General features: G+C 65.2%; 15 protein-coding genes. 6 read left to right on the forward strand and 9 right to left on the reverse strand.

Annotation, left to right across the window (positions count from 1 at the left end; all coding sequences use genetic code 11):
* Positions 1–39: 39 nt before the first annotated feature.
* A complete protein-coding gene (locus QT382_RS11405; protein ID WP_289254154.1) occupies positions 40–1,554 on the reverse strand; it encodes a type I restriction-modification system subunit M in 1,515 nt (504 codons plus the stop codon).
* Positions 1,555–1,562: 8 nt separating this feature from the next.
* Positions 1,563–2,171 (reverse strand): restriction endonuclease subunit S, encoded by a 609-nt coding sequence (locus tag QT382_RS11410; protein WP_289254155.1) that lies wholly within the window; start codon positions 2,169–2,171, stop codon positions 1,563–1,565.
* Positions 2,172–2,381: 210 nt separating this feature from the next.
* Here QT382_RS11410 and QT382_RS11415 point away from each other — a divergent pair, with 210 nt between their 5' ends.
* From QT382_RS11415 to QT382_RS21120, 5 genes are all read left to right on the forward strand, one after another.
* Positions 2,382–2,648 (forward strand): type II toxin-antitoxin system HigB family toxin, encoded by a 267-nt coding sequence (locus QT382_RS11415; RefSeq protein WP_502929867.1) that lies wholly within the window; start codon positions 2,382–2,384, stop codon positions 2,646–2,648.
* A gap of 32 nt (positions 2,649–2,680) precedes the next feature.
* Positions 2,681–3,907 carry a transcriptional regulator gene (locus tag QT382_RS11420; RefSeq protein ID WP_289254157.1) on the forward strand — a complete coding sequence of 409 codons (1,227 nt, stop codon included), beginning with the start codon at positions 2,681–2,683 and terminating at the stop codon, positions 3,905–3,907.
* 218 nt (positions 3,908–4,125) lie between these two features.
* Positions 4,126–5,232, forward strand: a complete 1,107-nt coding sequence (locus tag QT382_RS11425) for a multiubiquitin domain-containing protein (protein WP_289254158.1) — start codon at positions 4,126–4,128, stop codon at positions 5,230–5,232.
* Complete coding sequence (locus QT382_RS11430) at positions 5,229–6,620, forward strand: ThiF family adenylyltransferase (protein WP_289254159.1); 1,392 nt, start codon at positions 5,229–5,231, stop codon at positions 6,618–6,620. The genes QT382_RS11425 and QT382_RS11430 overlap by 4 nt, the downstream gene beginning before the upstream one ends.
* Positions 6,617–6,949: a ubiquitination-like system serine protease family protein gene (locus QT382_RS21120; RefSeq protein ID WP_289254160.1), complete on the forward strand. Its 333-nt coding sequence runs from the start codon at positions 6,617–6,619 to the stop codon at positions 6,947–6,949. The genes QT382_RS11430 and QT382_RS21120 overlap by 4 nt, the downstream gene beginning before the upstream one ends.
* A 409-nt stretch (positions 6,950–7,358) precedes the next feature.
* On the opposite strand, the gene glmS is transcribed toward QT382_RS21120, so the two are convergent.
* Positions 7,359–9,218, reverse strand: coding sequence for a glutamine--fructose-6-phosphate transaminase (isomerizing) (gene glmS, locus QT382_RS11440; protein ID WP_289254161.1), 1,860 nt, complete (start codon positions 9,216–9,218; stop codon positions 7,359–7,361).
* Between the two features lie 150 nt (positions 9,219–9,368).
* Between glmS and QT382_RS11445 the strand changes: the two genes are divergently transcribed.
* Positions 9,369–9,872: an Lrp/AsnC family transcriptional regulator gene (locus tag QT382_RS11445; RefSeq protein WP_289254162.1), complete on the forward strand. Its 504-nt coding sequence runs from the start codon at positions 9,369–9,371 to the stop codon at positions 9,870–9,872.
* A 13-nt stretch (positions 9,873–9,885) separates the two neighbouring features.
* Here the strand turns inward: QT382_RS11445 and QT382_RS11450 are convergent, their stop codons facing one another.
* The 6 genes from QT382_RS11450 to dapF all read right to left on the reverse strand — a co-directional run bounded on the left by QT382_RS11450 (position 9,886) and on the right by dapF (position 16,175).
* On the reverse strand, positions 9,886–10,794 hold the full coding sequence (locus QT382_RS11450; RefSeq protein ID WP_289254163.1) for a TraB/GumN family protein: 909 nt from the start codon (positions 10,792–10,794) through the stop codon (positions 9,886–9,888).
* A 113-nt stretch (positions 10,795–10,907) separates the two neighbouring features.
* A complete protein-coding gene (locus tag QT382_RS11455; RefSeq protein ID WP_289254164.1) occupies positions 10,908–12,089 on the reverse strand; it encodes a class I SAM-dependent rRNA methyltransferase in 1,182 nt (393 codons plus the stop codon).
* 25 nt (positions 12,090–12,114) lie between these two features.
* Positions 12,115–13,647: a hypothetical protein gene (locus tag QT382_RS11460; protein WP_289254165.1), complete on the reverse strand. Its 1,533-nt coding sequence runs from the start codon at positions 13,645–13,647 to the stop codon at positions 12,115–12,117.
* Positions 13,648–13,679: 32 nt separating this feature from the next.
* Positions 13,680–14,624 (reverse strand): tyrosine recombinase XerC, encoded by a 945-nt coding sequence (locus QT382_RS11465; protein ID WP_289254166.1) that lies wholly within the window; start codon positions 14,622–14,624, stop codon positions 13,680–13,682.
* Positions 14,587–15,318, reverse strand: coding sequence for a DUF484 family protein (locus QT382_RS11470; RefSeq protein ID WP_289254167.1), 732 nt, complete (start codon positions 15,316–15,318; stop codon positions 14,587–14,589). Before QT382_RS11470 ends, QT382_RS11465 begins: the two co-directional genes overlap by 38 nt.
* Entirely contained in the window at positions 15,315–16,175 is an 861-nt protein-coding gene (gene dapF, locus QT382_RS11475; protein ID WP_289254168.1) for a diaminopimelate epimerase, read from the reverse strand. The genes QT382_RS11470 and dapF overlap by 4 nt, the downstream gene beginning before the upstream one ends.
* Positions 16,176–16,179 lie beyond the last annotated feature (4 nt).

A 16,179-nucleotide genomic window follows, 5' to 3' on the forward strand; every position in this document is an offset into this window, starting at 1 on the left:
CAAGAAGGCCACTTGGTAGAGACGCAGCGTTCGTAACCTTCACTCATAGCCCAACTCCTTCAGGTACTCAGCCATCCTTGCATCTAGGCTGGCGAGCTCGGCTTTAAGCTGCTCGCGCTCCCTACGCACGGCCATGAGGTCGATCTCGTTCTCGTCCTCAAAGGTGTCCACATAGCGCGGGATGTTGAGGTTGAAGTCGTTCTCCGCGATCTCTGCCCTGGTGGCGAGGTAGGCGTATTTGGTGACGCCATGTCGCGAGTGCACCGTATCCACAACGCGCTGAAGGTCAACTTCGCGCAGCACGTTCTGATTCTTGCCGGCTTCGAAGTCACGGCTGGCATCGATGAACAGCACCTTCTCGTCGGACTTGTTCTTGCGGAACACCAGCACGGCAGCAGGAATGCTTGTCCCGTAGAAGAGCTTCTCCGGCAAGCCGATCACCACATCCAGCAGGTTCTCTTCGATCAGCTTCTGGCGGATGCGACCCTCGGCTGCGCCACGGAACAGCACGCCGTGCGGCACGACGACAGCCATGCGGCCGGTGCCGGGCTTCATGGTCTCGATCATGTGCAGGATGAATGCGTAGTCGCCCTTCGTGCGTGGTGGCACGCCGCGGCGGAAGCGGCTGAACTTGTCGGCGTCGGCGCCTTCGAAGCCCCACTTCTCCAGGCTGAAGGGCGGGTTGGCAACGACGATGTCGAAGTGCTTCAGGCTCGCCGCGCCATCCAACAGCTTCGGGTTGCGGATGGTGTCGCCCCACTCGATGCGGTGGTTGTCCTCGCCATGCAGGAACATGTTCATCTTGGCAAGGGCCCAGGTGCTGCCGATCGCCTCTTGGCCGTAAAGCGCGTACTTGCGCGAGCCAGTGCTTTCGCGGACCAGTCGGCCGCACTTCATCAGCAGTGAGCCGGAGCCACAGGTCGGGTCGCAGATCTCGTCGCCCTCTTGCGGTGCCATCAGTCGCGCCATGAGCGTCGAGACCTCGGGTGGCGTGTAGAACTCACCGGCCTTCTTGCCGCTGGTGGAGGCGAAGTTCTTGATGAGGAACTCATAGGCATTGCCGATCACGTCGAGCTGACCGACGCGGCTGGGGCGCAGGTCCAGTTCGGGCTTGGCAAAGTCCTCCAGCAGGTGGCGGAGGATGTCGTTCTTCTGCTGCTCGTCGCCCAGCTTGTTGGAGTTGAAGCTGATGTCCTGGAACACATCGCGCAGCTTGGCGATATTGGCCTCTTCGATCGCGTGCAAGGCCTTGTCGATGCGCTCGCCGTTGCCAGGGCTGTGCCGCTGGTTGTACAGGGCGTAGAAGCTCGCGTCCGGAGGCAGGACGAAGCGTTCGCTCTTGAGCATCTCGGCGATCAGCTCTGGGTGATCACCGTACTGCTGCTTGTAGCTGTCGTAGTGGTCTTGCCAGACGTCCGAGACGTACTTCAAGAACAGCATCGTCAACACAAAGTCTTTGTAGATGCTGGGGTCGACGGTGCCGCGGAAGGTGTCGCAGGCGTTCCAGACGGCGGCGTTGATGTCGTCTTGGCTGACGTTCGTGATTTCAGTCATCGGTTCTCTCAGGTGAGCTTCATGGGTTGTCCGCTGGCCAGGGCGGAGGCGAGCGCTTCAAGCTGCAGTTCGCGGTTTTGAATCAGGGCCGTCAGAACAGCGCGCTCACGAGCGGCCGCGGCAGCCAAATCTGTGACGACCCGTTGAGTCGCAAGCGGTGGCAGCGGGATCTCGAGGGCCTCAAGCGCTTGCCGGGTCACGCTGAGTTGCAGCGATCCAGAGGCTGCCTGCTGGAGCTGACGTTGCACCGGGCCCTGCCCAACGACCCAGGCAAGGAATTCCGGCATCAACAGCTCGCGAGCCTTGACCGTCAGGTGGAACAGGTGAGGCCCGCAGACCGCAGGCGCCGGGGGCGAATCAACGCACACAGCGAAGTACCGACTGCCCCTCGACACGAAAAGGAGGTCGCCATCGCTCACCCAGTCCGGCTCCTTCCGCCCCACCAGTTCCGTACGGACCGCCGACGACCAGTCGACACCCCCGCCAGGCAGGATGTCCTTCATCTGGACAACGGCGACCGCGCCCTCAGGAACCGCCTCAACCGCGCCCCGAAAGGGGTGTCCGGCACGGATGTGCGCCAGATCGCCCAGCTTCATTTTTAGTGCGGCATCGTTCATGTTGCAGATCTTAGCGTGATAGTGCTAGGATGCCAACATCGATTTCGTACGCAGCATTCGTGATGACGCACAAAAGCGATTCTTACAACAACACAAGGAGGCGATCAACGTGGAAAAGGGAACTCTTGACGCTTCCCCAATTGGGAAGTCACAATTCAACCATGCCGGGGGGCCAAAGCGAGGCCTATGCAACTAGTCAACATACCCATCTTGGAGGAGCTGAAGGCGGCCCATGCAGATGCTCGGGGAGTGCTGGATGCCTGGCGCAAGGAAGTGGAGGGCGCGACTTGGACTTCCCCGCAGGACATCAAGGACCGCTACGCCTCGGCAAGTTTTTTGGGTGGCAACCGGGTCATCTTCAACATCAAGGGCAACAGCTACCGGCTGGTTGTCAAAGTCCGTTTTCAGAACGGCATCGTCATGATCGAGTGGGGCGGCACACACGCCGAGTACGACAAGAAGAACTTCGGCCAGTGAGCCCCCAAAACCCTCGACACCAGGAGAAGAACATGAGCACGCAGATTCGAGTACTGAAGACGGACGGCGATCACGCCGTTGCCGTTGCTCGGCTGTCTGAGCTGATGGACATGGACCCCGCAGCGGGGTCCGCCGAAGAGGCTGAGTTGGAGCTGTTGGCCCTGCTCATCCAGTCGTACGAACAGACCAAGTTCCCCCCTACGCCGCCGGACCCGATCGACGCCATCCTGTTCCGGATGGATCAGCAGCGGCTGGCACACAAGGACCTCGTGCCCTACATCGGCTCGATGTCCAAGGTCTCCGAGGTACTCAGCCGCAAGCGCCCGTTGAGCCTGGCGATGATCCGCCGGCTGCACGCAGGCCTGGGTATCCCGGCTGACGTGCTGATCGGCGAAGGGCAAGAGCTGTCGGTTGATTCGACGGTGGACTACACGAAGTTCCCGTTGGCCGAGATGCAGGAACGCGGCCTGTTCGGGCCGAACAAGCGGCCGCTGCAGTCCCTGAAAGAATACGCAGAAGAACTGGTGACGGGCTTCTTTCGGTGCGCGTCAGGTCTGGGCGGACAGCCGGTCATGATGCGTGCGACGCTTCATCAAACCGGGGCACGCACCATGGACGAGTACGCGTTCAAGGTCTGGCAAGCCTGCGTGCTGCGAAAGGCACGCGCCATGGCTCTCAAAGGTGCTTATCAGCACGGCGTCATCACGTCAGAGTGGATCCGCAACCTGACTCGGCTGTCGACCTTCGAGTCCGGCCCTCTGCTGGCTCAGGAGTACCTCTCCAACCATGGCATCGCGTTGGTCTTTGAGCGGCACTTCGACAAGACCTACCTTGACGGGGCAGCCATGCTGGACGGCGAAGCACCGATCGTTGCGCTGACGCTTCGGCACGACCGCATCGACAACTTCTGGTTCGCACTGCTGCACGAACTCATCCACGTCCAGCGGCATTTGACTGCGTCGGATCCGTGCATTGCGGACAACCTGGATGACAAGACACGAACCAGCGATCAAGAGCTGGAGGCCGATCGAGAGGCCGGAGAAGCCTTGATTCCGGAGGCCGCCTGGGTCAATGCCCCAGTCAGGATCAGCCACTCCACCGATGACGCGGTCGACCTGGCGCGGCAACTACAGATTCATCCGGCCATCATTGCCGGGAGAGTTCGCAAGGAGACGGAGAACTGGCGCTTGCTGTCAAACCTGATCAGCTCCGCTGGCAAGGTCTCCGACTTGTTCAACAGCCAACTGGCCTGCCAGTAAGAAAGGAGGCGCAACAAATGCTGCCGTACAAATAGGAAAGGGCAAGCTTGAGAGCTTGCCCTTAGGGGTGAATCTGACGCGAACGCCCGACTCGGTTTGGCGATTGAGAGTGTGTTTGCGTCGGAGCCCCTAGTCAAGGCTCCCAAGCGATGTCTGTGGTCTTTCGTGGCTGATCAGTCACGGAAAAACGTTCATTTCGCTTTACGAAAGGGGCAACCATGCCCAACGCAAACACCTTCCCTCCTGCCCAAGATGGGCACTTCATCGAGGTCGCTGGCCTCGACCTCGTGTTCAAGCCTGTTCCTTTGGCTGACCACACCCCCACCGGGGCGCAAATTGCCAGCGCAGCTGGCTACAGCGATGCCCAGGTGGTCACCGTTCTCCACCTGTTGGCCAACGGCGAACTGGAAGACATTCGCCCGACCGAAGTGGTGAGCGTTCCGCAACCCGGCGGCCGGTTCGTTGTGGTGGTCACTGACCGCTCGTATCGGCTGACGATCGATGGCAAGCGCATCGATTGGCCAGCGCAGCGGATCTCCGGGAGCATCCTGCGCCACCTCGGCGGAGTTCAGGCGGACAAACTTCTGTACCTGCAGCGTCAGGACAAGGCTGACGCTGTCGTCGAAGACCACGAATTTGTGGACCTCGGCCACGCAGGAGTCGAAGCCTTCTACAGCCGAGCCCGCGTCTGGATCCTCAACATTCAGGGCGTCCGCCTCGAGGTGCCGACGCCGACGATCGTTGTCAGTGATGCGATGCGCCAAGCGGGCTTTGACACCAATCAAGGCTGGCACATCTTCCTCAAGGTGGCCGGGCAACCGAAGCAGGCGCTGGAACTCACCTCGGTCGTTGACTTGCGGGCGCCCGGCATTGAGAAGATCCGGTTGACTCCGAAAGACGTGAGCAACGGTGAAGCTGCGCAAGCTCTTCGCCGTGACTTCCCGTTGCTGGACGTCGACGAACGCTTCCTCGACGAGCACTTTGCCCAGTGGGAGACGGTGCTCGACAACCAGCGGCGCTGGCTGCTGATCTTTGGATATTCGGTGCCCGCGGGCTACAACGAACAGCAGGTCACCTTGGGCCTCGAAGTGCCGCCGACCTACCCCGGCGCGCAAATCGACATGTTCTATGTCTTCCCGGGCCTCGCGCTTAACAGTGGCCAAGCGATTGAGTGCACGCAGGTACAGGAGGCCATCTGTGGCCAGTCGTACCAGCGGTGGTCACGCCATCGGTCCGATGCCTGTCAGTGGCGACCGGACTCCGACAACGTCGTGACGCATCTTGCCCTGGTCGAGTCGGCGCTGGCCAAAGAGGTGCAGCAATGAACCCGTCCACCAACCTGACAATCACCAATGCAGACCACCGGAAACTGCGAGATCACCTCTTTCCAGGCGATGGTCTCGAGGCAGCCGCCATCTTGCTGTGCGCTCGGACTCCTGGTCCACGAGTGCGCCTGCTCGTGAAGCAAATCTTGTTGGTGCCGCATTCCGCTTGCAAGGAGCGGCGCTCGGACTACCTGGTTTGGCCGGGGGCCGCGATCGAAGAGGCCATCGACTTGGCGGAAGCTGATGGCCTCTCCTTGGTGCTGACCCACTCGCATCCCGGTGGTCTATTCGGCTTCTCTCGGCACGACGACAGAAGCGATCTGTTGGCGGTGCCCAGCCTCTTTCAAGCGCTTGGCGGTCTACACGGCACAGCGATCATGACCCCTGATGGCGCCGTGTTGGCGCGTCTTTACCGGCAGGACTTGTCACCGATCTCGGTCGAGTCTGTGATGGTTGCCGGTGATGACCTCACCTGGCACTGGGCGGACAGGAAGTTCAGCCCTCGACCAACAGCATTCACCAGCGAGGCGACCCAAGAGCTCGGTCGCCTCAGTGCCTGCGTCATCGGTGTGTCTGGGACGGGCTCGCTCGTCGCGGAGCAACTCGCGCGGCTTGGATTCGGCCAAGTGATCCTCATAGACTTCGACAAGATCGAACCGCGCAACCTGAATCGAATTGTCAACTCGACGCTGGCGGACGCCAAGGCTCAGAGATCGAAGGTCGTCGCGTTTGCTGAAGCTGTGACCAGCTACAGGGGCGAGGGGGTCGCCGTACCAGTGAACGCGTCAATCTCGACACGCGAAGCAGTGCTGTGCGCCAGCCAAGCCGACGTGATGTTCTCATGCGTCGACACCCTTGACGCTCGACAGATCGCAGATCTTTTGGCCGCCAGCTTCTTGATCCCGCTGTTCGACGTCGGGGTCTCGATTCCCACCAGAAGGACGACGGGAGGATCAGCCATCGCTGACGTCTGCGGGCGAATCGACTACGTCCACCCGGGCGGCCCGACGCTTCAAGATCGTAGGGTCTACGACCCCGCCTCGCTGCGCGCGGAGTACCTGCGGCGCACGGCACCGGATGCACACAGGGAAGAGATGCAGGCCGGCTATCTACGCGGCGTCGCCGAAGAAGCGCCAGCAGTCATTGCGTTGAACATGAGGGCGGCATCCGCATGCGTGATGGAGTTCATCGCGCGGGCCTACCCGTTTCGCCACGAGTCCAACGCTGCGTACGCCAGAACGCAGTTCAGCCTCGCTGCGAACGAAGAGGAATTCTTCCCGGTTGAGTCGTTCCCAACGACGACCATCCCGCAGTTCGCACGCGGCGACTTGGAACCGCTCCTGGGGCTACCCGCCCTACGCGCGCCGAAGTCGGAGGCAATCGCATGAAGGCCAAGAGGCTGTTGCTGAGGCTTTTCGACTTCGTGGCGCCGGCTCGCCGTCTCCAGTTGGTCAGTGGAGACAGCCTGCCTCCGAGGCTGCCGTTCAGGGCCCTCGTGCTGGCGCGGGACGGCGATGAAGATTGGTGTGCAGGGATGCGGTGCCCTTGCGGGTGCGGCCGGAAGATCGAACTTCTGTTGATCAAAGAGGCTGCTCCACGCTGGGATCTGGACCTGGACCAGAAAGGTCGCCCATCCTTAACCCCATCGGTGTGGCTTCGTGACGGCTGCCAGTCGCACTTCTGGATTCGCCATGGTCGAGTGCACTGGTGCCCTTAGTCGGCAACTCGATTTACTCCCATGGATCACGGGAGTGAGCACGTCCGAGTCCCAGGTCTGAGGGTGGCTCAAATACCGGTTGTACGGCGGATGAGCCGCCACGGTGACGCTGACCACACAGCTTGTTGAGTTCGACAGGTCAAAGCCCTCAGGCAAGCCGCGACGAGGCGGAGCAGGTCGATGCGGCTCAAATGTTCTAAGTGAATAGGGTTCGAGCAGGACAAGACGGTCGATGGCGGGTGGGGCGGTCGCGGCCAAAGTGGCGAGCAGAAGGTCCGCCCCTTCGGCTCGCCGAGACTCAGCAAAACAAGCCGCCCAATATTCCACGATGCGGAATACTCCCGACGGACTTTATTTGTGCCCGACGGACTTTATTTGTTGGAGTCAGCGCCGTCGGCGCCGAAAAGCGTCACTCCACAGTGACGCTTTTCGCCAGGTTTCTGGGCTTGTCCACATCCGTCCCCCTTGCGCAGGCCGTGTGGTAGGCCAGCAGCTGCAGCGGGATCACGTGCAGGATGGGGCTGAGCGCGCCGTAATGCTCAGGCATGCGGATCACGTGGACGCCGCTCTCGCTTTCGATGCGGGTGTCGGAATCGGCGAAGACGAACAGCTCGCCGCCGCGGGCGCGCACTTCCTGCATATTGCTCTTGAGCTTCTCCAGCAGCGCATCGTTGGGAGCCACGGTCACCACCGGCATCTCCGAGGTGACCAGGGCCAGCGGGCCATGCTTGAGTTCACCGGCCGGATAGGCCTCCGCGTGGATGTAGGAGATTTCCTTGAGCTTGAGCGCGCCTTCCAGCGCGATCGGGTAGTGCAGGCCACGGCCGAGAAAGAGCGCGTTTTCCTTGCGGGCAAAGGCCTCGCTCCAGGCCACGACTTGCGGCTCCAGGGCCAGCACGGCCTGCACGGCCACCGGCAGATGGCGCAGCGCCTTCAGGTGCTCGGCTTCCTGCTCGTCGCTGAGCTTGCCGCGGGCCTGGGCCAGGGCCAGGGTCAGCAGGAACAGGCCGACCAACTGGGTCGTGAAGGCCTTGGTCGAGGCCACGCCGATCTCGGCGCCGGCGCGCGTGATGAAGCTGTACTGGCATTCGCGCACCATGGCGCTGGTGGCCACGTTGCAGACGGTCAGCGTGTGCTTCATGCCCAGCGAACGGGCATGCTTGAGCGCGGCCAGCGTGTCGGCGGTTTCGCCGCTCTGGCTGATGGTCACCACCAGGGTGCGCTCGTTGGGCACGCTGTCGCGGTAGCGGTATTCACTGGCGATCTCGACGCTGGTCGGTATCTTGGCAATGCTCTCCAGCCAGTACTTGGCCGTGGAGCCCGAGTAGTAGCTGGTGCCGCAGGCCAGGATCAGCACCGAGTCGATCTCCTTGAAGGCGCTGAAGGCGCCGTCGCCGAAGATCTCGGGGCTGATGCCGGTGATCGCGTCCAGCGTGTTGGCGATGGCCACCGGCTGCTCGAAGATTTCCTTCTGCATGTAGTGGCGGTAGGGGCCCAGCTCGGCCGCGCCGCTGTGGGCATGGACCGTCTTGACCTCGCGCTGCACGGTCTCGAAACGGTTGCTCGCGGCATCGAGGTGGCTGATCCAGTAGCGGCCCAATTGCAGGTCCACCACGTCGCCCTCTTCCAGGTAGACGATCTGGTCGGTCACGCCGGCCAGGGCCATGGCGTCGGAGGCAAGGAAGTTCTCCTGTTCGCAAACGCCCAGCACCAGCGGAGAACCTTCGCGGGCGCCGATCACGCGATGCGGCTCATCACGGCTGAACACGGCGATGGCATAGGCACCCTTGAGCCGGGTGATGGCCTGCTGCACGGCTTCCAGCAGGTCGCCGTGATAGAGGTGGTCGACCAGGTGGGCGATCACCTCGGTGTCGGTCTGGCTGTGGAACTCGTAGCCGCGGCCCTTGAGCTCGGCGCGCAGCTCGTCGTGGTTCTCGATGATGCCGTTGTGGACCAGGGCGATGCGGCCGGCGGTCGCGGCAGCGGCATTGGGGCCATGCGAGAAATGGGGGTGGGCGTTGTGCACCGCGGGCACGCCGTGCGTGGCCCAGCGGGTGTGGGCGATGCCGGTGCCGGAGGCAATGCCGTCTTCGGCGGTCTGGCTGTGCAGCTCGGCCACGCGCGAGGTGCTGCGGGCGCGCTTCAGCTCGCCGTCCTGGTGAACCGCCACGCCGCAGGAGTCATAGCCGCGGTATTCCAGGCGCTTGAGGCCTTCGATCAGGATGGGAACGATGTTGCGCTGACTGACGGCGCCGACGATGCCACACATGGTGTTTGCTCCCTGCCGTGACGGCAGCTGGGTTGAATGCGATGGGCGCGATCCTAGGCAGACAGCGGCGGCATTTGCTTTCAAATTTCAATCGCAAATGCAATTAACATCCGTCGTGAAATATTCACGGCCAATAATTTCACCAATCAAATGAATACGGCAGATTCATTCATTCAAAAGCCCATCGAGCTCGACGCGACGGACTGGCGGCTGCTGGAGTTGTTGCAGCAGGACGCCGCTTTGTCCAACCAGGCCCTGGCCGAAAAGGCCCATGTCTCGCCAGCGACCTGTCTCAGGCGGGTCAAGCGCCTGGTGGAAAGCGGCGTGATCGAGCGACGCGTCGCCCTGCTATCGCCCGACAAGCTGGGGGCAGGGCTCTCGGCCATCGTCGAGATCACCTTGGACCGCCAGGGCGCCGAGCACCTCGCCGAGTTCGAATCCCGCGTGCTGGGCGAGCCGGCCGTGCAGCAATGCTGGCGGGTCTCGCCGGGGCCGGACTTCGTGCTGGTGGTCCAGGTGCCGGACATGCCGGCCTATCACGCCCTGGTGCAGAGCCTGTTCACCCAGCAGGCCAACGTCCGCAACGTGAAGAGCTTTTTCGCCGTCCAGCGCAGCAAGTTCGAGCCCAGGCTGAACCTGCACCGGCCGGCCTGAGCGCGGCGCGGCTTCAGATCCGGCTGAGCCGGTATCCAGCGGCGCGCAGCTGGGCGACGACGCTATCGGGCCCGGCCATGTGGTACAGGCCCACGACCACCATCGCCGGCTTGTCCGCCGCCAGCATCTGGGCAAAACGAGACACCCACCCTCGATTGCGGTCCAGCACCATGCGCTCATGTATAGCCGGGTATTGCGTCTTCGTGCGCAGCACCACCTGCTCAGCAGGCGCGGCATCGCCCCGGGCCCAACTGGCATGGATGCGCTCGTTCGCCTCGGGGCCGGCGAGCAGGTTGTCCAGCGTGTAGTCCAGGAACTGCAGGTCCTGCTCGGGCGTGAATTCGCCCATGAAGGCGCAGACATCATCCTGCGCAGCGAACTCGCTCGCCTGCGCAATACCGGCCTGCCTGGCGATGGGGATGAGGATGTTCTCGGCGCTGTGGGCCGGGTTGCGCTTCAGCTGCGCGTAGTAGGCGCCTTCCAGCGTGAGCGCCGCCGTCCAAGGCCGCAGCGGCGCCAGGCTCTCGAGCGGCATCTTGGCCAGCGCTGCCACCTGCTCCAGCCGCGCCAGGCGGGCAGCGTCGAGCTTCCGGGGCAGTGGCGTCTGCAGGTCCATGCCGTAGCGCTTGATCACACCCTGGCGGTCCCCTCGCCACTGTTGGTTGGTCTCGTTCCAGAGCACCGAGCAGGTCGGCAGCAAGGCTTCGATGCGGGCATCGTGCCAGGGCGACGCGCGTGCCGGCGTCTCGCCGAAGAGATAGGCGCGACGCCCATCCTGGCCATGCACCTGCCACAGCGGCCAGGCCGGCGCGGGCTGGGCCCGCAGGCTGCTGCTCAGCATGCTGCCGGCCGCCACGCCCATGCCCACCAGGGCCCGGCGGCGGGACAGTGCAGCCGGCGTCAGCTCTTGTACTTCGTTCATGAATCGGCCTCCTCATTGAATAAAGCCGGCATGCTCGACTCACACGCTCCAGACGCCAACGGCTTTGCGACCAGCCGACGAGCGACGGGGCCGGGCTGTAGAGGCGCCGGCCTTCAGCGCTTCAGTATCAACAGGCCCTTGAGGTATTCGCCCTCGGGGAAGCAGATGGTCTGCGGATGGTCGGGCGTGGCGCCGACGCGGTCGAGGATGAAGCCGTCGGCCTGGGCATCGACGCCGGCACCGGCCACGATCTTGTGGAACAGGTCGGGCGGAATGCCGCCCGAGCAGGAGAACGTGAACAGCAGGCCGCCCGGCTGCAGCAGCATCAGGGCCAGGCGGTTGATGTCCTTGTAGGCGCGTGCGGCCCGCTCCGCGTGGGCGGCCGTGGGCGCGAACTTGGGCGGGTCCAGCACGATGGCGTCGTAGCGCTCGCCATTCTTCAGCGCGGCGCGCAGCGTGGCGTTCACGTCGGCATCCAGGGCCTGATGGCGGGCCGGATCAAAGCCGTTCAGTGCCACATGGGCCGTGGCCCGCGCCAGCGCCGGGCCCGAGGAGTCCACGCTGGTCACCTGCTCGGCGCCGCCGGCCAGGGCCGCGACCGAGAAGCCGCCGGTGTAGCTGAAGCAGTTCAGCACCTTCTTGCAACCGTACTGGCGCACGACCTCGGCGAACTTCTTGCGGTTGTCGCGCTGGTCCAGGTAGTAGCCGGTCTTGTGGCCCTCGGCCACGTCCAGGCTCAGCCGCCATTCATGCTCCCGGATCGTCAGCTCGGTCGCGCCTTCGCCATGCAGCCAGCCCCGCACTTCCGGCAGGCCTTCGAGGCTGCGGACGTTGGCGTCGCTGCGCTCGTAGAGCCGGCTCAGGCCGGTGACTTCGAGCAGGGCTTCGGCGATCTGCTTCTTCCAGCGCTCGGTGCCGGCCGAAGAAAACTGCACGCTGAGGATGTCGTCATAGCGGTCCACCACCAGGCCCGGCAGCCCGTCGGCCTCGCCATGGATCAGGCGCATCGCGTTCGACGCAATCGGCAGGCGCTGGCGCACCGCCACGGCCGCAGCGATGCGACGCCGGAAGAAGGCCGCATCGATGCGCTCGTTCTCGTCGAAGCTCCAGACCCGCGCCCTGATCAGCGACTGCGGGCTGAACGCCGCCCAGCCCAGGAACTCGCCCTCGCTGGATTCGATGCGCAGGGTTTCGCCGCTGTCGCCGCCGCCCTTGTGGATGGAGCCTTCGAACACCCAGGGGTGGCGGCGCTGCAGCGAACGCTCCTTGCCGGGGCGCAGTTTGATCGTCTTCATGGCGCGGATTGTCCTTCGGTCCGGCTCAGCGGCTCACCGTGCCGAAGGCATAGCCCAGGGCGATGTCGAAGCCGGTGGCCGACTGGGTCTGGCCGCGCAGGCTGCGCCACTGGGTCAGGCCGGCACGCAGGCGCAGCCGATCCTGCTCGCCGAAGCGCCATTGCGCCCAGGCCTCGCTCTGCGCGACCGCCCCGCCGCTGACCGCGACGCCGCCGCCGCCAGAGGCGCCGATCATCAGGCCGGCACCCACATTGAGCTTGCCACCCGCCAGCGGATTGCTCTGCACACCGGCGCCCATCAGGCCCATCGAATAGCCGCCCGCCGAACCCCAGGCCGCGCTGCCGGCGCGCACCGTGGCATACAGGTTGGAAGCTAGGTCCTGCGTGATCGCCACCTGCAGCAGGCCGAGGCCCTGGCGGCGGCCATCGCGGAAGCGCACGCCGCCCAGATGCTCGTAGTTGAAGAACAGGGCCTGCGAGCGCACCGTGCCGCTGCTGGGGCTGAACATCTGGTCGCCACGCGCCTTGCTGTCCAGCGGCAGACCAATGGCCAGGCGCGAATAGCTGCCCTTGAACGTGCCGCTGGGCGCGCCCATCAGGCCCGCCTCCAGATGCAGCGAGGGGCCCCAGGGGCTGGTCCAGCGCAAGGTGGGACCGGCCTTGACCACCCAGCCGTTGCCGGTGTCCAGGTTGCCACCACCGCCGAGGCCGGCCGCGCCATGCCAACCCAGGCGCACGGAGCGGTCCGCAGAAAAGGGCCAGTCACGGCCCAGGGCGGCCAGCACCTCCATGTAGCCATCGTTGCCGCCGGTACTGGCCCCGGCAGCCTCGACGCCCCACCAGGAACCTTCGTCCAGGTATTGGCGCAGCGAGGCGCCGGCCTTGCCGACCGTCGCCCGGGTGGGGCTGCCATCACGACCCACGCTGCTGTGCCGCGGGCGATAGCTGCCAAAGGTGGGCAGCACCTCGTCTATGCCCAGGCCGGTGCGCCGATGCGGACTGGCCCGGTAGCCCGAATCGGTGGGCGCGAAACTGAAGAAACCATCGGCCGTGCCCAGCACCAGGCTGGTCGAGGTGCCTCGCACATTGCCGCTGGGAAAGCGGGTATGCGCGACCGACACGCCGCCATACCAGGAACCGAAGCGTGTCCGCAGCGAGACCTCCGGGCGCAGCATCAGACCGCCGCCGAAGCGAACCTCGTTCGATCCGACCCCACCACCGGCTCCGGCGTAGAGACTGACGGCCAGGTGGGCATCCTGGCCGACCTGCCAGCGCCGCTGCGCCGTCATGCCCATGGTGAACAGGCCGCCCATCTTGCCGCGTGCCGCACCGTAGAGGCTGGGACCGGCGCCCCAGTCCTCGTCCATGGCCACCAGGTAGCTGGTGCCGAGCAGGGTCACGCGGTCGCCGGTGGGCAGCTTGAGCGAAGTCCAGTTGGCCTCGAAAGCCGCCGGTTGCGCCTTCAGTGCTCCCGGGGTCGGCGGAATGGCGTCATCGGCGGCCCAGGCGCTGGCCACCAGGCCCAGGGCAAGGCCGGGCAGGATTCGAGTTCGGAACATGGGTGCGCACCATACCAGGGTGCTGCGCCGGCCTACTTCTTCCTGGCCCGCGGATGGGCAGCGTCGTAGACCTTGGCCAGATGCTGGAAGTCCAGCTTGGTGTAGACCTGGGTGGTCGAGATATTGGCGTGGCCCAGCAGCTCCTGCACCGCGCGCAGGTCGCCGCTGGACTGCAAGAGATGCGAGGCGAACGAGTGGCGCAGCATGTGCGGATGGACATGGCTCGGCATGCCTGCCGCCAGCGCCCTGGCCTTCAGGCGCGCCCGTACCTGGCCGGCCTGGAATCGGCCGCCGCGAGGGCCGACCAGCAGGGCCGGCTCGTCCGGCCGGGCGATGGCAGCGCGCAGCGGCACCCACTGCTCCAGCGCCTCCAGCGCCGCCTTGCCGAGCGGCACCGAGCGACGCTTGCTGCCCTTTCCCAGCACCTGCAGTTCGGCGTTGCCCAGTTCCACCCAACCGGCCGCCGCGGCACCGGCGTGCAGGTCCAGGCCCACCAGCTCGGCGACCCGCAGGCCGCAGCCGTAGAGCAGCTCGACGATGAGCCGGTCGCGGGCCTCCTCGGCCGGGCTGGCGCTCTCGGCCTTGAACTCCGCCAGCTGCACCGAATCGTCGACCGACAAGGCCTTGGGCAGCGGCTTGCCGGCCTTGGGCGCACGCAGGCCGTCCAGCGGATTGAAGGCAACCTTCTGCTCCTGGCCCAGCCAGCGGTAGAGGCCGCGCCAGCTCGAGAGCATCAGCGCCAGGCTGCGCGGCGCGAGGCCGCCGCGATGCAGCTCGGCCACCCAGCGTCGGGCCTGGGCCGTGCCCAGTTGCAGCAGTTCGACCTGGTCACGCTCGGCCAGCCGCTGCAGCTTGTGCAGCGCTTCGCCGTAGATGCTCAGCGTGCGGCCGGCCAGCCGGCGCTGGACCTGGCAATAGCCCAGGTAGGCCTGCAGCAGCTCAGGCAGCGGGGCCGTCGGTGCTTGCGGTTGCGCCACCATCGCCGTCCTGCAGTTGCAGCAGGCGAGCCAGGCCGGCGCTGGCGATCTCGCCAATGCGGGCCAGGAACTCGGTGCCCATCTCGGCCGTGTAGCGCGTGGCATCGGGCGAACCCAGCACCAGCAGGCCGAAGCTGCGGCCCTGCACGCTCAGCGGAATCAGGGCCAGCGACAGCGCCGTATTGCCCTCGCCCAGCCAGCGCGCGGCCTCGAAGCCGGAGTTGATGCCGCAATAGGGGTGGCTCAGGCTCTCGGCAAAGCTGCGCACGTCGGCGCTGACCGCCTGGGCGAAATCGGCCTCAGCAAACTCCGGCCGCGCGCCCCACAGCCGCAGGCCGGCCAGCGGAATCAGGAACTGGTGGCGCAGCGCTTCCAGCAGCACGCCGGGCAGCTTGGCCGCATCGGCGGTCAGCATCAGGGCGCGGGTCCAGCGGTGCAGGCGGTCGGCAATGGCCACGTTCTCCTGGCCGTTGCGGATCATCTCGATCAGCTTCTGCTCCAGGCCCTTGATCTTCTCGCGCAGCATCTCGGCCTGGCGCTCCTGCAGCGACACGGCCCGCGCACTGTGCGGATGGCTCAGCTGCACCGAGGCGAGCAGCTCGGCATGGCGCTCGAAGAAGGCCGGGTTGTTGGCCAGGTAGTTGGCGATGTCGTGCTCGGTGACGCCTTCGATGGTGGGGTTGCTGCTGCTCACAGGCTGATCTCTCCTTCAAACACTTGCACGGCCGGACCGGTCATCAGGACCGGCGCTTGCAGGCCCTGACTCAGGCCGGCCCATTCGATCGTCAGCAGGCCACCTCGGGCCTGCACGTCCACGCGCTCGTCCAGCCAGCCGGCGCGGATGCCGGCCACCACGGCGGCGCAGGCGCCCGTGCCGCAGGCCAGGGTCTCGCCGGCGCCGCGCTCGAACACGCGCAGTTTCACATGGCCGCGGTCCAGCACCTGCAGGAAGCCGGCGTTAACGCGTCGCGGGAAGCGCGGGTGGTTTTCTATGCGCGGGCCCTGCTCCAGCACCGGCGCCGTCTCGACGTCGGCCACGCGCTGCACCGCATGGGGATTGCCCATGGAAACCACCGCCACCTCGATGCCCAGATCGACCAGCGGCCATTGCTCGAAGCCGTTCTCCAGCCGAGGCGTCAGGGCGCGCGGATCGAAGGGCACGCGCTCGGATTCGAAGACCGGGGCGCCCATGTCCACCGTGACCCGGCCGTCCTCGCGCAGATGCAGTTCCAAAAGCGCGTTGACGGTGCGCACGCGGATGCTGCGCTTGTCGGTCAGGCCGTGGTCGACGGCATAGCGGACGAAGCAGCGCGAGCCATTGCCGCAATGCTCCACCTCTTCGCCGCTGGCGCCATTGAAGATGCGGTAAGCGAAGTCGTCGCCCGGCTCGCGGCCCGGCTCCACCACCAGGATCTGGTCGCAGCCGACGCCGAAACGGCGGTCGCCGAGCCGGCGCATCTGCTCCGGGGTCAGCGTCAGGGGCTGCCGGGTCGCGTCAATGACCACGAAGTCATTGCCCGCGCCGTGCATCTTGGTAAAGCGCAAATTCATGCTG

The organism is Pelomonas sp. SE-A7 (genome assembly GCF_030345705.1).
Taxonomy (GTDB): Bacteria; Pseudomonadota; Gammaproteobacteria; order Burkholderiales; family Burkholderiaceae_C; genus JAUASW01.

Coding starts and splice junctions, on each gene's coding strand:
- QT382_RS11405 (WP_289254154.1), bottom strand. CDS start 1,554: ATGACTGAAATCACGAACGTCAGCCAAGACGACATCAACGCCGCCGTC.
- QT382_RS11410 (WP_289254155.1), bottom strand. CDS start 2,171: ATGAACGATGCCGCACTAAAAATGAAGCTGGGCGATCTGGCGCACATC.
- QT382_RS11420 (WP_289254157.1), top strand. CDS start 2,681: ATGAGCACGCAGATTCGAGTACTGAAGACGGACGGCGATCACGCCGTT.
- QT382_RS11425 (WP_289254158.1), top strand. CDS start 4,126: ATGCCCAACGCAAACACCTTCCCTCCTGCCCAAGATGGGCACTTCATC.
- QT382_RS11430 (WP_289254159.1), top strand. CDS start 5,229: ATGAACCCGTCCACCAACCTGACAATCACCAATGCAGACCACCGGAAA.
- QT382_RS21120 (WP_289254160.1), top strand. CDS start 6,617: ATGAAGGCCAAGAGGCTGTTGCTGAGGCTTTTCGACTTCGTGGCGCCG.
- glmS (WP_289254161.1), bottom strand. CDS start 9,218: ATGTGTGGCATCGTCGGCGCCGTCAGTCAGCGCAACATCGTTCCCATC.
- QT382_RS11445 (WP_289254162.1), top strand. CDS start 9,369: ATGAATACGGCAGATTCATTCATTCAAAAGCCCATCGAGCTCGACGCG.
- QT382_RS11450 (WP_289254163.1), bottom strand. CDS start 10,794: ATGAACGAAGTACAAGAGCTGACGCCGGCTGCACTGTCCCGCCGCCGG.
- QT382_RS11455 (WP_289254164.1), bottom strand. CDS start 12,089: ATGAAGACGATCAAACTGCGCCCCGGCAAGGAGCGTTCGCTGCAGCGC.
- QT382_RS11460 (WP_289254165.1), bottom strand. CDS start 13,647: ATGTTCCGAACTCGAATCCTGCCCGGCCTTGCCCTGGGCCTGGTGGCC.
- dapF (WP_289254168.1), bottom strand. CDS start 16,175: ATGAATTTGCGCTTTACCAAGATGCACGGCGCGGGCAATGACTTCGTG.